Here is a 12,036-nt window from a genome sequence, read left to right as displayed (position 1 = left end):
CGAACCGCCCGCACGACCACCTGGGCCGCCTGGGCCGCCGGACGAACCGCTCGCACGCCCCCGATCGTCGTCACGCCCCTGCACGCGCCCACGCAGCCGATCGGCATCGTCACGGGGACCGCGCCCACGCGGCCGGTCATCGTCGTCACGGGAGCTCCGGCCACGCGGCCGGTCGTCATCGCGGCCCTGGGCCCCGCGTGACCGCGGGCGCTCGTCGTCGCGGGGACGCCTGCGGGCGCCGGGACGGTCGTCGTCACGGGCGGAGTCACGGGCGGAGTCACGGGCCTGGTCGTCGGCCGGTTCGGGGCGGCGACGGTTGCGGCCGTCGTCCGGGCCGAACGTCTCGCGGCCGAACGGCAGGTCGAGCGGGTCGAGCGGGTCGTCGCGATCGCGCGGCCGGCGCGGCGGGTTCTCCTGCGACGGCGGACGCCCCTCGCCTGAGGAGCTCCCGCGCCCCGAGCCGCGCCCCGAGTCGCGCCCCGAGTCGCGCCCGGCATCACCGCGCGACGCGCCGCCTTGACGTGCCGTCCTTCCGGGCCCGCCCGGCGTACGACGAGCGGCGCCTGGCCCTCCCTGAGAGCCGGCGCCGCCTGCGCCGCGGCCGGGACCCTGCCCCCTGCCGCCTGTTTCCCTCACCGCTGCGGATCCGCCTGGCTCACCTGGTCACCGGCGCTGCTGTAGGCGTTGACCTCGTCCCAGTCGGTGTGCTGGCCCTGCATCTCGGCCAGCTTGGCGATGTTGCCCGGCTGGGTCTTGAGCTGGTATTCCTGGTCGATCTTCTCGTTCTCGCGCTTGGCCACCGCGATCTCCTCGCGCAGCTTGGCGTCGGTGATCGTGTCCTGGGCGAGCATGGTGTTGAGCAGCAGCAGGCTCACCAGGCCGCCACAGAGCAGGCCGACGACGAGCAGCACGAACGGCGTGCGCTGCCGCCGCGCAGGCCCACGGCCGCCCGCGGGACGTGCCGCCGGCGCCTTGACGCGCGTCCGGCCCTTGGCCGCCTCGGGGCGCCCGGTGACGGGCGCCTTCCCTGGAGCCGCGGTCTTGCCCCGCGAAGGAGCGGCCGTCGTGCTCCGCTCGGGCGCCGCGGCCTTGCCGCGTGCGGGCGCGGCCTTGCCCCGCTCGGGAGCAGGCGCCTTGCCCCGCACGGGAGCGGGCGTGCCCCGCTCGGCGGTCGCGCTCTTGCCGCGCACGGGAGCAGCCCCGCGTGTGGGGGCCGGCTTGCCGCGCTCGGGCGCGGGCGCCTTGCCGCGCGCGGCGCCGGGCGTGCCGGCGCCGCCGCCGTCGAGGAGGGCGCGTTCGGCGGCGGCCTCCGCGCGTGCCCGCTCGGCGGCCGAGCGCTTGCCCCCGGCCTCGGGCCGCGTGTCGATTCGGGGCCGCGGCTTGGGCTGCTGCGACACGGCCGACCTGCGGGTGCCCGTCTTGGGCACCGCGCGGCGGACGGGAGCCTCCCGGCCGGTCTCCTGCTCAGTCGTCAACACGGATCCTCTCTGCCGCCCGTAGCCGGGCCGAGGCCGCCCGCGGGTTGCGGGCGAGCTCTTCTTCGCTCGGGAGCTCTGCTCCCCTCGTCAGCAGGCGGAACCTCGGCTGGTGAGCCGGCAGCGGGACGGGCAGCCCGGGAGGGCTGGTGTCCCTGGTTCGCGCCGTGAGGGCCTGCTTGGTGAGCCGGTCCTCGAGTGAGTGGTAGGAGAGCACGACGACTCGCCCACCCAGCGCCAGCGCGTCGAGTGCCGCGGGCAGCGCCGCCTCCAGGGCGGACAGCTCCGCGTTCACCTCGATGCGCAGCGCCTGGAAAGTCCTCTTGGCGGGGTTTCCCCCGGTGCGCCGGGTCGCGGCGGGGATGGCCTCGCGAACGATCTCCGCGAGCCGCTTCGTTGAGGTTATTGCCTCTTTGGCACGTTCTTTGATGATCAGGCCCGCGACACGCTGGGCGAATCTCTCCTCGCCGTAGTCGCGCAGGATGCGGCTCAGCTCGGCGGCGGAGTAGGTGTTGACCACCTCTTCCGCCGTCAGCTCCTGCGAGGTGTCCATGCGCATGTCGAGCGGCGCGTCGTAGGAGTAGGCGAACCCGCGCTCGGCCTCGTCGAGCTGCGGCGAGGAGACCCCGAGGTCGAACAGCGCCGCGTCGATCGTGGTGCGCCCGGCGCGCGCGAGCACGTCGGGCAGGTCTGCGGACGAGGCGTGGACCAGGGTGATGCGGTCGGCGTAGGGGCTCAGCCTGCGGGTGGAGTGTTCGATCGCGAAGGGGTCGCGGTCGATGCCGATCAGGTGCAGCGCGGGATGCGCGGCGAGCAGCGCCTCGGAGTGGCCGCCGAGGCCGAGGTTGGCGTCGACGACGACGGGGGCGGGGCCGGACAGCGCGGGGCCGAGCAGCTCCAGTACGCGGTCGAGCATCACCGGAACGTGACCGCCCTTGGCTACGCTGTCGTCCATCTCCAACCCCCCTCTCGCGTCCTTGCTCGCGGATGACGCGTTCATCGGTCGATCGCCGGTCCTTCCTGGGTCCCCACCCGGCGCCGCCCGGCCAGGTCCCCATCCGCACCCTCTTCGTGGACGCCCGCCATCTGACACCGGGGAAGGTGCATCAGCTGGCGGACAGTGGTTGCGGGTGGAGACCTCGCCGAACGACATCACCGACGGATCGACCGTGGTTCCTACAAGATCCCTGGCAGCACCTCCTCCGACAGTTCGGCGAACGCCTGCTCCTGTGCGCTGAGATAGGTGTCCCAGGCCTGCGCGTCCCAGATCTCCAGCCGGGTGTTGGCCCCGATGACGACGCAGTCACGTTCCAGGCCCGCGTACGCGCGAAGGCCCTGCGGGATCGTGATGCGTCCTTGCTTGTCTGGTTTCTCGTCGGACGCACTGGCGAAGAAGACGCGGCTGTAGTCACGTACCGCCTTGGCGGTGACCGGGGCGGTGCTGAGAGCCTCGGTAATGCGCTGGAACTCCTCCACGGGAAAGACGTAGAGGCATCGCTCCTGGCCTTTGGTGATCACAAGACCCTCCGCCAGCTCCTCACGGTACTTAGCCGGCAGGAACAGCCGTCCCTTGTCGTCCAGACGCGGTTGATGGGTGCCGAGGAACACCGGCCCCACCTCCCGTGCCTCGTGAAGCGCTCAGCGCTGGTGCACCGGGCCCTCCACTGCGCACCACCATACTCCACTTCTCCCCACCGTCAACTGATTCGAACCGTCTTCATCATCGGTTTCCCTTGCGTTACCGCAGGTCAGAGGCATGGGCCGGGGTGGGGGGCGGTGGGGTGGCGGCAACCCCCATGGGCGTGTCGGGGCTTTGAAACGCCGTTCAAATAGGCCCTTCGCGGGGGCGGCGAAGCTCGGCGTGGAGGAAAGTGGGGCGCTTCGCGGGCCACATGGTGGTGCGCCGTGTCACGGGATTCGCACGACCATGCCACAAGAACCGGAACATCACCGGTGTTCCCTGAATATCCACAAATGTCGCTACAGAACCCGCAGCGTCGTAGGGTCGTACAGACAATGGAAAAGGAATGGCATGGCTCCCGCAAAGGCACCGTACCGGGACGGCCGTCGCACTTCTCATGGAGGCCTGGTGGCAGTAACCCATGACGTCCCTCCCCAGCTCGACGAGCTGGTCACCACCGCCCACCGGATCCGGCAGGCCATCGAATCGGTGATCGAGGGCAAGAGCGACGCCGTCCGCCTCACCCTTACCGTCCTGCTCGCCGAAGGTCACCTCCTCATCGAGGACGTGCCGGGAGTCGGTAAGACGATGCTCGCCAAGGCACTCGCCCGCTCCATCGACTGTCCGGTCCGCCGCGTGCAGTTCACCCCCGACCTGCTGCCCAGCGACATCACCGGGGTCAGCGCGTACAACCAGCAGACGCGGGAGTTCGAGTTCAAGCCCGGTCCCGTCTTCGCCAACATCGTCGTCGGCGACGAGATCAACCGTGCCTCGCCCAAGACCCAGTCCGCGCTGCTGGAGTGCATGGAGGAGCAGCAGGTGACGGTGGACGGGCGGACGTACCAGCTCGACGCGCCGTTCATGGTGATCGCCACCCAGAACCCCATCGAGATGGAGGGCACCTATCCCCTGCCCGAGGCGCAGCGCGACCGCTTCACCGCGCGCGTGGCGATGGGCTATCCCGAGCCGACCGCCGAGCTGGAGATGCTCGACGTGCACGGCGGCACCTCACCGCTCGACAAGCTGGAGCCCGTCGCGACCACCGCCGAGGTGCGCGCCCTCATCGAGGCCGTACGCGGCGTCTACGTCTCCCAGCCGGTCAAGAAGTACGCCATCGACCTGGTCGTGGCCACCCGCCACTCCCCCGACCTGCGGCTGGGCGCCTCCCCGAGGTCCACGCTGCAGCTCGTACGCGCCGCCAGGGCGCACGCCGCGCTGGCGGGCCGCGACTACGTCATCCCCGACGACCTGCAGGACCTCGCCATCCCCGTGCTGGCGCACCGCCTGCTGCCCAGCATCGAGGCCCAGGGCCAGCGCCGCCTGCCGGAGCAGGTCGTGACCGACCTCGTCAGGCGGGTCCCGGTGCCGGAGACGCGGGGGGCCTGATGGCCGACATCCAGGACCCGCGCCCGCCGGAAGAGGCGCGGTGAGGGCCGGGCTGCGGGCGCTGACCTCCCGAGGCAGGTCGTTCCTGGCGTCCGGGATCGCGGCGCTGGTCATGGCCGTGCTCCTGGGCGAGAACGACCTGTTCAGGATCGGCGTCCTGATCACGGCGCTGCCGCTGCTGGCCGCGATGGTGGCGGCGCGGACGCGCTACCGGCTGAGCTGCGCCAGGCGGCTGGACCCGGCGCGGGCCGAGGTGGGCGGCGAGGCCACCGTGACCCTGCGCCTCGAGAACGTCACCCGCCTGCCCACCGGCCTGCTGCTCATCGAGGACACGGTGCCGTACGCGCTGGGCGTGCGGCCCAGGTTCGTGCTGGACAGGGTCGAGGCCAGGGGCGTGCGGGAGATCGACTACCGGGTGCGCTCCGACCTGCGCGGGCGCTACACGATCGGGCCGCTGTCGATCCGCATCGCCGACCCGTTCGGGCTGGTCGAGCTGGCCCGCTCGTTCACGATCAGCGACACGCTCGTGGTGACGCCGCAGGTGGTGGCGCTGCCGCACGTACGGCTGTCGGGCGAGTGGACGGGCGGCGGCGACAGCCGTACGCGGAGTGTGGCGGCGGCCGGCGACGACGACGTGGCGCCGCGCGAGTACCGGCAGGGCGACGACCTGCGGCGGGTGCACTGGCGCTCGACGGCCCGCCACGGCGAGCTGATGGTGCGCCGCGAGGAGCAGCAGTGGCAGAGCCGCGGCGCGCTCCTGCTCGACACCCGCAGGCACGCGCACCGGGGCGAGGGCCCGCGCTCGTCGTTCGAGGTGGCCGTCTCCGCGGCGGCCTCGATCGGCGTGCACCTCGCCCGTGAGGGCCTCGGCCTGCGGCTGGTCACCGACCAGGGCGCCGAGCACCTCACCGACCAGGGCCTGAGCCACTCCCTGCTGGACACGCTCGCCGTGATCAAGCACAGCCCGGCCCGCTCCCTGGAGATGGGCGTCTCGGCGCTGCGCCAGGGCGGCGGCGACGGGCTGATCGTCGCCGTGCTCGGCGCGATGGAGCCCGAGGAGGCCAGGGAGCTGGGCAGGCTGCGGCACAGCGGCATCACCGCGGTGGCGGTGCTGCTGGACGTCAGCTCGTGGGAGGGCGGCGACCACGCCGCCGCCGAGAACCAGCGGGCCGTCGAGACGGTGCTCGTCGGGTACGGCTGGCGCATCGTCACCCTGCCCGCGGGCACCTCCATCGCCACCGTCTGGCCGGACGCCGCGGGACGCGGCAGATACGTGCTCGATCCCACGGGAGGGGCGGCATGAGACTGACGATCGCCTCGGGGGTGGCCACGTTCACCGCGGCCGTCCTCCTCTATCCCCTCTTCGCGGGCGGCGCCTGGTTCTGGACCTCGCTCGGCGCGGTGCTGGCCGTGGTCGCGGCGGGCCTGCTGAGCAGCCGCCTGTCGCTGCCGGCGTGGGCGGCGCCGCTGGTCGGGCTGGCGGCCACGGGAGTCTTCCTGACCGTCTCCTTCGCCTCGGAGGAGGCGTGGGCGCTCATCGTGCCGACGAAGGACTCGGTGGCGGAGCTGGCCAGGCTGCTCGGCGTCGGGTGGGCCGACATCCAGCGGTTCGCGGCGCCCGTGCCGGACACCGACGGCATCACGCTGCTGACGTCGGGCGGCGTGGCGCTCATCGCGATCGCCGTGGACTTCCTCGCCGCGCGGCTGCGGCGGGCGGCGCTGGCCGGGCTGCCGCTGCTGGCGCTGGCCACGGTGCCGGCGACGATCCTGACCGACCCGATCAGCTGGCCGGCGTTCATCATCGCCGCGCTCGGGTTCGTGGGGCTGCTCATCTCCGACGGGCGCGAACGGATCGGCCACTGGGGCCGGGCGGTGCTGGTACGGCGGACCCGCGTGGTCAACCCGTCCCAGGGGACGCCGCCGCGTGACACCGCCGACACCAGCGGGCTGCGGCTGTCGGGCAAGCGCATCGGGTTCGCGGCGATCGTGCTGGCCGTGCTGCTGCCGGCGGCGCTGCCCGCGATGGAGCCGGTGTCGTTCTTCAGCTTCGGCGTCGGCGGGCGCGGCTCGGGTCCGGGCAACTCGATCAGCATCCCCAACCCCATCGCCAACCTCAAGGGCCAGCTGCAGCTGCCGGACCGGCGGGTGGTGCTGACCTACACCAACAACGACGACCAGCCCCGCTACCTGCGCATCTACGCGCTCGACACGTTCGACGGGCAGCAGTTCGGCATGACCCAGCCGAAGGGCGCGCCGCAGAACAGGACCGAGAACGGCCCGCTGCCCGCCCCGCCGGGGCTGGGCCGCGATCCCAAGATCAACAATGTGACCACGAACGTCAGGATCAGCGACGAGATCGCGCGGCTGCAGTTCCTGCCGCTGCCGTACCCGCCGCGGCAGATCAAGGTGGACGGTGACTGGCGGGCCGACGTGGACACGCTCATGGTCTTCTCCACCCGCGAGGAGGCCGCCGGCATCGAGTACGACGTCAGCACCAGCGAGCCCCAGCCCACCGCCGACCTGCTGGACGCGACCGACAACACGCCGCCCCAGGTGGACGACCGCTTCCTCGCCCTGCCCGAGAACCTGCCGCCCGGCATCCTGGAGCTCGCCGAGAAGGAGACCGCCGAGGCGAACACCAGGTACGAGGCCGCGGTGATGCTGCAGGAGTTCTTCACCACCGACGGCGGCTTCACCTACAACCTGGAGACGCAGGGCCACAGCAACTCGGCGCTCAGCGACTTCCTGCTGCGCTCGCGCGCGGGCTACTGCGAGCAGTTCGCCGCGTCGATGGCGGTGCTGGCCCGGCTGATCGGCATCCCGTCGCGAGTGGCGATCGGCTACACCGGCGGCACCAAGGTCGGCGACCACTGGGAGGTCGGCACGAACGACTCCCACTCCTGGCCCGAGCTGTACTTCGAGGGCGTGGGCTGGCTGCCGTTCGAGCCGACGCCGTCCGGCGCCGCCGGTCAGGGCAGCGCCCGGGTGCCCGAGTACTCCCGGCCGCGCCCCGAGCCGGCCGCCACCACCAGCGAGCCGTCGCCCGGCGCCACCAGCTCCGAGGCGGACACCCCGCAGGACCCGCAGGCCCGGCGCAACATCCGCGAGCTGGACCGCGAGGGCACCGTCGCGACCGGCACGCTGCCGCCCGACGACTCGATGCCGCTGGCCGGCAAGATCGGCCTCGGGGCGGGCGCGCTGCTGCTCGTCCTGCTGATCCCGGCGGGTCTGCGGCTGCTCTCGCGCAACCGGCGGGTACGCCGCCTCACCTGGAAGGTCTCCCAGCCCTCCGACGAGCTGACCGCCAGGATGGCCGTAAGCCGCGGCCAGAGCACCGTCGCGGCCGTGTGGGCGGAGCTCGACGACGTCCTGTACGACTACGGCATGGCCCGCCTGCCCAGCGAGACCCCGCGGGCGCTGGCCCGGCGGCTCACCCAGCAGTACGAGTTCGACGCCGAGTCCGCCGCTTCCATGACGGCCATCGCGGGCAACGTGGAGCGGGTGCTGTTCGCCCGGGAGCCCGGCAGGATCGCGCCCATGGGCAAGGACCTGCGCAAGGTGCGCCTGGCGCTGGCGGCCACCGTGTCACGCGGGCGGCGGATGCGCGCCGTCCTGATGCCGCCGTCCACACTGCGGCGCATCCGGATGCTCGGCGAGCGCCTGCTCGACGGCTTCGACCTCCTGGAGACCATCCGCCTCCGCCGCACCTCACCCCAGAAGAGCGCCTGACCACGGAACCAGCGACCGCCCGGCCCCGTACGGGGCCGGGCGGTCGCGTCACTTGGGGCGCTGAACCACGACATCGGGCCCGTAGGGGGCCGGGCGGTCGCGCCGCTTGAAGCGCTGAACCAGGGCGTCGGCCGGACCCGTGGGAGGCCGGGCGGTCGCGTCACTCAGGGCGCTGAACCACGGCATCGGCCGGGTCTGCGAGGGCCAGGCGCGTCATGTCACGACTGCGGAGGCGCTGCACCCACTCCCCCTGGACCGCACCGGTCGGGTGGCCGCGGCTCCTGTGCGGCGCGCACCGTGCGGGGTGGGGCGGTGGGCATGCGAGCGGCCGCCCCGTGCCGGGGGCGGCCGCGTCAGCTTGCCTCGCGGGTCAGCGCTCGTCGTGACGACGGCGCCAGCGCTCTTCCATGCGCTCCATGAAACTGCCCCGGTTGCCCCTGCGGGCCTGCTTGCCCGGAGGAGTGGCCGTGCCGGCGGCGGGGGCGGAGTCTCCTCCGAACCCGTTCATCTTTTTCCAGCTGGACAGGCCCCACAGACACGCGGCGAGCATGACCACGAAACCGCCGACGCCGAGCGGGATCAGGCTCATCACCACGCCGACCATCATGATGACGACGCCGAGGGCAAAGCCGATGGAGGCTTTGACCAGGCGACGCTTGTAATGGCTGCGCGGGTCACTGATCCTTACGGTGTTGGCCCACTTCGGGTCCTCGGCGTAGAGGGCCTGCTCGATCTGGTCGAGCAAGCGCTGCTCGTGCTCAGAGAGCGGCACGGCGCCTCCCAAGGACGGCCCCAGGACGGGGAAGACGGCAACGGACGACACGGGGTGTCCGAACCTCGCGGTCGGTTATCCCCAGAATACGAGGCTGTAGACGTAGGCGAAAGCAAACGTCCAACGCAGACCAAACCGGAGGTGACGTCATGGCTCTATTGTGGCCCATCTCGCCTCCCTCTCCCCAAAAACCTGACACGGACGCCCCCAGCAAGTCCTGACATCGAACGTCATGTCTCTATTTCATCAAGCTTGCCACGTACCAGCGACGCGGGGAGCACCGCATCGGGACCGAATCTGCGGATCGCGCGATCCATGGCCTGCTCCGCCTCGCGCCACCCGGTCTCCTTCTCGCCGAGACTGAGCTGCCGGGTGGCCTCGCCGGCCGGTCGGAGGTTCTCCATACGGACCCCCACCAGGCGCAGCCGCACCCGCTGGAGCCCGGCCGCCTCGTACAGCTCGCAGGCTGTGGCGTAAATCACCTGAGCCACGTCGGTCGGCTCACGCAGCGTGCGCGACCGGCTGATCGTGGTGAAATCGGCTCGGCGTAGCTTCACACTTACAGTTCTTCCCACGTGACCGGCCTTACGCATGCGAGCGGCGACCCGCTCCGACAGCCGCAGCAGCTCGCGCTTGATCACGTCGGGATCATCGACGTCGGCGGCGAACGTCTCCTCGTTGCCGATGCTCTTGTCGGGGACGTGGGCGGTCACAGGCCGCTCGTCGCGCCCCCAGGCCAGCGCCGCCAGATGGCCGCCCACCGCCTGCCCCAGCTCGCGCTGGAGGGTGGCGGGCGGGACCTTCGCGAGGTCGCCGACCGTGCGGATGCCGAGGCGTACCAGGGACTGCTCGGTGCGCTCGCCGACGCCCCACAGGGCCGAGACGGGCAGCGGGTGGAGGAAGTCGACCACCTCGTCGGCGGGCACCACCAGCAGCCCGTCGGGCTTGCACTGCTTGGAGGCGAGTTTTGCGATGAATTTGCTGCTCGCCACGCCCACGGAGCACGTGATGCCGTAGCGCTCCGACACCTGCTCCCTGATCATGGCGGCCACCGTCGCGGGCGGGCCGAGCCGCCGCCTCGCCCCTCCCACGTCGAGGAACGCCTCGTCGGACGCGATGGGCTCGACCAGCGGGGTGACGGCGTGGAAGATCTCCATGACGCCCTTGGAGACCTCGGAGTACTTGCCGTGGCTCGGCGGGATGATCGTGGCCTGCGGGCAGAGCCGGCGCGCCCGGCTCATCGGCATCGCCGAGTGCACGCCGAACGCCCTGGCCTCGTAGGTGGCGCTGAGCACGACGCCGCGCCCGGCGGGCGAGCCCACGATCACCGGACGCCCCTTCAGCTCGGGCCGCTCGAGCAGCTCGACGCTGGCGAAGAAGGCGTCCATGTCGACGTGGAGGATCGGGCAGCCGCTGTCATCGCCCCCGGTCCGCGGAGCGGGGCCGATGCCGGTGATCTGCTTGCGAGACACGCCGCCGATTCTATCCGAACAGGCGTTCTACACCGAGGGGAGCGGTCATCGATTCTTCCCTTCCGCGGGCTCAGGTCCGGTGGGCGAGCACGTGCAGCTGCGTCGCGACGTCGCGCAGCACGGGATGGGTGGAGGCGGCCTGCTCCAGCGCGACCAGCGCCTCGGCGGCGCCCGGCTCGCCGTCGAGCAGCCGGCTCGGCACGAGGTCGGCGAAGACGCGTACGCCGTGGATGGAGCCGATCGTGAACCCGGTGGCGCCCAGCAGCTCGGCCAGCGCCTCGGCGGAGAAGCGGCGCGGCGTCGGGTCGCGGTCGCCCCAGGTGCCGCCCGGGTCGCTCAGCACGGCCCTGGCCTCGTCGAACTGCCCGGCCAGCGCCCGGTGGATGGCGCTGGCGACCGGGTTGGCGGCCAGCACGCTGACCGTGCCGCCCCTGCGCAGCAGCCCGGCCACCGCGGTGAGCGCGCTGATCGGGTCTTCGACGTATTCGAGCACGCTGTGGCACAGGACCAGGTCGGCGGCGTCGCGGCTGAGCAGCTCGCCCAGGTCGGCGGCGTCGCCCTGGAGGCCGCGCACGCTCACCCCGCGCTCCTTGGCGCGGCGCTCCAGCGCGGCCAGCGAGTCGGGGCTCGGGTCGACGACGGTGACGGAGTGGCCGAGCTCGGCCAGCGGCACGGCGAACCCGCCGGTGCCGCCGCCGGCGTCGACGATGTCGAGCGACGTCCGCCCGGTGGCCGCCGTGCGCTCGGCCAGCATGGACCGCAACGCGTCCCAGACGACGGCGGTGCGCACCGCCGGGGTCCTGGTGGTGACGCCTTCTGCACGCAACCTCGGCTCGCCTCCCTCTCCGCCGCGGCCGGCGCCCCACGGGCGGCGCCCGGGTCGACCGGGCGGCCGCCGCGGAACGCGGCTCGCGCGTCTCGCGAAACGTGCACTTCGCGGACGGCTTTCTCCATGGACGGGCCCCAGCCTACGCCGTACGCGCGAGCGCCCGCTCCCCCGCTGAAGGACCCAATACCCGAAAGCCGTCACGCCACCGTCTGAGCGGCGCTCAGCCCTGTGGGCGGCGGCCGGGTCATCATCCTGTCGCGGTCAGCCGCGCCCGTGGCCGTCAGCCGGCTCTGTGGCGGCCGCCAGGCCCTTGGGAGCGCGCAGCCGCCACGCCTCCGCCAGCAGCTCGCCCAGCTCACCGGGGTCGACCGCCGCCAGCCGCACGAGCACGATCGCGTGCCCGTCGTAGTGGGGCGTGGTGGTGAACGTGGCGGGCTCCGCGGTCAGGAGCTCGTGCTTGTGCTCCTCGGACGGCACCGGGAGCACCAGCAGGTCGCCCTCCTCCCGCATCCGGGCGAACCACTTTCCGCGCACGTAGAAGGCGGGCGTGCCGTACATGGCGCGCTCGGCGGTCTCGGGCAGCGCGAGCGCCAGCCGGCGTACGTCGTCCTCTGTCATCATGCGGTCACCCTAGCCAGCGGCACCGACGAAAACCCGGCCGCTCACCTGCGAGAACGGGAAAAGGGCGCGTC

10 protein-coding genes are annotated in these 12,036 nt (G+C 72.3%); 3 read left to right on the top strand and 7 right to left on the bottom strand.

Translation table 11 applies throughout. The features are described 5' to 3' along the window. Positions 1 to 632 precede the first annotated feature (632 nt). The 3 genes from ABZW11_RS23605 to mraZ all read right to left on the bottom strand — a co-directional run bounded on the left by ABZW11_RS23605 (position 633) and on the right by mraZ (position 3,083). Positions 633 to 1,475 carry a hypothetical protein gene (locus ABZW11_RS23605; protein ID WP_355420658.1) on the bottom strand — a complete coding sequence of 281 codons (843 nt, stop codon included), beginning with the start codon at positions 1,473 to 1,475 and terminating at the stop codon, positions 633 to 635. Continuing rightward, complete coding sequence (gene rsmH / locus ABZW11_RS23600; protein WP_355420655.1) at positions 1,465 to 2,430, bottom strand: 16S rRNA (cytosine(1402)-N(4))-methyltransferase RsmH; 966 nt, start codon at positions 2,428 to 2,430, stop codon at positions 1,465 to 1,467. Before rsmH ends, ABZW11_RS23605 begins: the two co-directional genes overlap by 11 nt. A gap of 221 nt (positions 2,431 to 2,651) precedes the next feature. Continuing rightward, a complete protein-coding gene (gene mraZ / locus ABZW11_RS23595; RefSeq protein WP_345401317.1) occupies positions 2,652 to 3,083 on the bottom strand; it encodes a division/cell wall cluster transcriptional repressor MraZ in 432 nt (143 codons plus the stop codon). 481 nt (positions 3,084 to 3,564) lie between these two features. Here mraZ and ABZW11_RS23590 point away from each other — a divergent pair, with 481 nt between their 5' ends. The 3 genes from ABZW11_RS23590 to ABZW11_RS23580 are packed head-to-tail and all read left to right on the top strand — an operon-like array spanning position 3,565 to position 8,271. Then, positions 3,565 to 4,542 carry a MoxR family ATPase gene (locus ABZW11_RS23590; RefSeq protein ID WP_355420652.1) on the top strand — a complete coding sequence of 326 codons (978 nt, stop codon included), beginning with the start codon at positions 3,565 to 3,567 and terminating at the stop codon, positions 4,540 to 4,542. Positions 4,543 to 4,582: 40 nt separating this feature from the next. Then, positions 4,583 to 5,845, top strand: a complete 1,263-nt coding sequence (locus tag ABZW11_RS23585; protein ID WP_355420649.1) for a DUF58 domain-containing protein — start codon at positions 4,583 to 4,585, stop codon at positions 5,843 to 5,845. After that, positions 5,842 to 8,271 carry a DUF3488 and transglutaminase-like domain-containing protein gene (locus tag ABZW11_RS23580; RefSeq protein WP_355420646.1) on the top strand — a complete coding sequence of 810 codons (2,430 nt, stop codon included), beginning with the start codon at positions 5,842 to 5,844 and terminating at the stop codon, positions 8,269 to 8,271. Before ABZW11_RS23585 ends, ABZW11_RS23580 begins: the two co-directional genes overlap by 4 nt. 370 nt (positions 8,272 to 8,641) lie before the next feature. Here ABZW11_RS23580 and ABZW11_RS23575 read toward each other — a convergent pair whose 3' ends face one another. From ABZW11_RS23575 to ABZW11_RS23560, 4 genes are all read right to left on the bottom strand, one after another. Beyond that, positions 8,642 to 9,043 (bottom strand): DUF3040 domain-containing protein, encoded by a 402-nt coding sequence (locus tag ABZW11_RS23575; RefSeq protein WP_355420644.1) that lies wholly within the window; start codon positions 9,041 to 9,043, stop codon positions 8,642 to 8,644. Positions 9,044 to 9,273: 230 nt separating this feature from the next. Beyond that, a complete protein-coding gene (dinB, locus tag ABZW11_RS23570) occupies positions 9,274 to 10,515 on the bottom strand; it encodes a DNA polymerase IV (RefSeq protein WP_355420641.1) in 1,242 nt (413 codons plus the stop codon). 70 nt (positions 10,516 to 10,585) lie between these two features. Next, on the bottom strand, positions 10,586 to 11,341 hold the full coding sequence (locus ABZW11_RS23565; protein WP_355420639.1) for a methyltransferase domain-containing protein: 756 nt from the start codon (positions 11,339 to 11,341) through the stop codon (positions 10,586 to 10,588). 264 nt (positions 11,342 to 11,605) lie between these two features. Then, entirely contained in the window at positions 11,606 to 11,965 is a 360-nt protein-coding gene (locus ABZW11_RS23560; RefSeq protein WP_355420636.1) for an MmcQ/YjbR family DNA-binding protein, read from the bottom strand. Between the last annotated feature and the right edge of the window lie 71 nt (positions 11,966 to 12,036).

The sequence above is a fragment of the Nonomuraea sp. NPDC004580 genome, from assembly GCF_040609855.1.
Lineage (GTDB): Bacteria > Actinomycetota > Actinomycetes > Streptosporangiales > Streptosporangiaceae > Nonomuraea > Nonomuraea salmonea.
The sequence above is the reverse complement of the archived record's forward strand: the minus strand, read 5'-3'. Positions and strand labels throughout refer to the sequence as shown.

What these genes read in the sequence shown, in the direction of transcription:
- rsmH (WP_355420655.1), bottom strand. Translation starts at nt 2,430, where the DNA reads ATGGACGACAGCGTAGCCAAGGGCGGTCACGTTCCGGTGATGCTCGAC.
- ABZW11_RS23580 (WP_355420646.1), top strand. Translation starts at nt 5,842, where the DNA reads ATGAGACTGACGATCGCCTCGGGGGTGGCCACGTTCACCGCGGCCGTC.
- ABZW11_RS23560 (WP_355420636.1), bottom strand. Translation starts at nt 11,965, where the DNA reads ATGATGACAGAGGACGACGTACGCCGGCTGGCGCTCGCGCTGCCCGAG.